1 protein-coding gene and 1 pseudogene are annotated in these 2,259 nt (G+C 70.6%); both read left to right on the top strand.

The features are described 5' to 3' along the window. Positions 1-847, top strand: a pseudogene (locus ACXRVZ_RS27540) (hypothetical protein); the annotation flags it as partial. Then, on the top strand, positions 844-1,944 hold the full coding sequence (locus ACXRVZ_RS27535) for a HupE/UreJ family protein (protein ID WP_458233121.1): 1,101 nt from the start codon (positions 844-846) through the stop codon (positions 1,942-1,944). The pseudogene ACXRVZ_RS27540 and the gene ACXRVZ_RS27535, both read left to right, overlap by 4 nt. Positions 1,945-2,259: the final 315 nt, after the last annotated feature.

Raw genomic sequence — 2,259 nt, 5'->3', positions numbered from 1 at the left:
GGCAGACGCCGTGCTGCTGCGCGCCCGCGTGCTGCAGGCGCGGCATGACTTCGATGGCGGGCTGGCCCAGCTGCGCAGCCTGCTGGCGCGCGATGACCTGAGCCCCGAACTGCGCGCTCAGACCCTGCTCGACACTGCCGCCATTCACCAGCTGCGCGCCGAGCTGCCGCAGGCGCGCGCGCTGTGTGAGCAACTGAAGCTGCTCGCGCCGCTACCCGCTAGCGCGTGCCTGGCCGAGCTGGACAGTCTGACCGGCAAGGCCCCCGCTGCGGCCCAGGCGCTTGCGAACCTGAGCCCCGGCCGCACCGTGCTGCCCTGGCTGGCGCTGATGCGCGCCGAGCTGGCCGAACGTATGGGCGACGGCGCCGCGCTCGGCCTCTACCGTCAGGCGCTCTTGGGTGCCGACGAGGTCTACACCCGCGCCGCGCTGGCCGACTGGCTGCTGGACCAGGGCCGACATGCAGAGGCGCTGGCGCTGACGCAAGGCTCCGACGCCGACGCGCTGCTGCTGCGCCATGTCATCGCGCTGCACCGCCTCAAACGTGATGCCGCCGCGCCGACCGCCCGCCTGCGCGACAGCTTGGCCGCCGCCGACAGGCGCGAGCCCGGCAAGCACGCCCGCGAGCAGGCCCGCTTTGCGCTGGACGTGGCCCAGCAGCCGCGTGAGGCACTGCGCTTCGCCCAGATCAACTGGGCCATGCAGCGCGAGCCGGCCGACGCCGTGCTGCTGCTGCGCGCCGCGCAAGCAGCCGGCCGCGATGGCGAGCCTGCGCGCCGCGAGCTGGCTCGCTTCGTGCGCGAGCTGGGCTGGCAAGATGGCCGCCTCGATCGAATCCTGAACTCGTGATCCGTGCACTGATACTGCTGCTGTTCTGCACCAGCGCCTGGGCCCACCAGTCCAGCGAGGCCTACCTGCGCTATCGCGTGGACGGCGCCGACGTCGAGCAACGCCTGGACATCGCGCTGCGCGACCTCGACCGCGATCTCGCGCTGGATGCCGACGGCGACGGCAACCTGAGCTGGGGCGAGGTGCGCACGCGCTGGGGAGACATTGAACGCCTCGCGTCCGACGGCACGCGCTTCACTGCCGACGGCGCCGCCTGCCAGCCGACCGGCGCCGGCACGCCTCAGCTCGACGAGCACAGCGACGGCATGCATGCCGTGCTCGTCACGCGTTGGCACTGCCCGGCGGCCGTGCAGGCCCTGGCCATCGACTACCGCCTGTTCGCCGCCACCGACGCCGGCCATCGCGGCCTGGCGCGGCTGGTGGGCACGGCGGGCGAGCCGCTGGTGCTGGTGCCCGGTGCCGGCCCTCAAACGCTGAGCGCGAGCGGCGCCGGCCTGGGTAGCTTCGTCATCGAGGGCATGGCCCACATCGCCAGCGGGCTGGATCACCTGCTCTTCCTCGCCACGCTCATCCTCGTCGCGGTGTGGCGGCGTGACGGCAAGGGGTGGGCGCCGCGTGCCAGCGGCCGCAGCGCGCTAGGCGAGACGCTCAAGCTGGTCACTGCGTTCACCGTGGCCCACTCCCTCACGCTGGGCCTGGCGGCCAGCGGTGCCATCGACCCACCATCACGCTGGGTCGAGTCGCTGATTGCGCTGACCGTGCTGCTGGCGGCGCTGGACAACATCCGTCCCTTCGTGCCGGGGCCGCGCTGGGCGATGGTCGGGCTCTTCGGGTTGGTCCATGGCGTGGGATTTGCCGGGCCGCTAAAGGACCTGGGCCTGCGCGGCGCAGAGCTGGTGATGCCGCTGCTGGGATTCAACGTCGGCGTGGAACTGGGGCAGCTGGCGGCGGTGGCGGTGCTGCTGCCGGTGGCGCTGCTGCTGCGAGGGCAGGCGGCCTATCGGCGATTGATCGTGCCGGGTGGGTCGAGTGCGATTGCGGCGTTGGCTTTTGTGTGGTTTGCAGAGCGGAGTCTGGGGTTGAGTTTGTTGCCCTGATTGCTGTTCGTAGCGATGTCTTTATGGGAAGGCCCAGCCGGGATTTCGTCCCGGCGGCCGACCTACTTTTTGCGCCGCCAAAAAGTAGGCAAAAAGCTCTCCCCTGCGAAACCGCCCGGCATAGCCGGGTCCCCTGCGATGCTCGAAACCCGGGGCCGCACCCAACTCACTTCGCTACGCTCCGTTCAAACAAAGGGGTGCGAAGTCAGAGCTTGAGGCTCGCTGCGCTCGCGCCCCGGGTTTCTGCGCTTCTCGGCGGTTTAGAAGGGGAGGTTCCCGGAACAGCCAACAGCCAAACCCCGAAGCCGTTCGGTG

It is taken from the genome of Roseateles sp. P5_E8, assembly GCF_054177665.1.
This window is presented reverse-complemented; position numbering and strand designations above follow the sequence as displayed.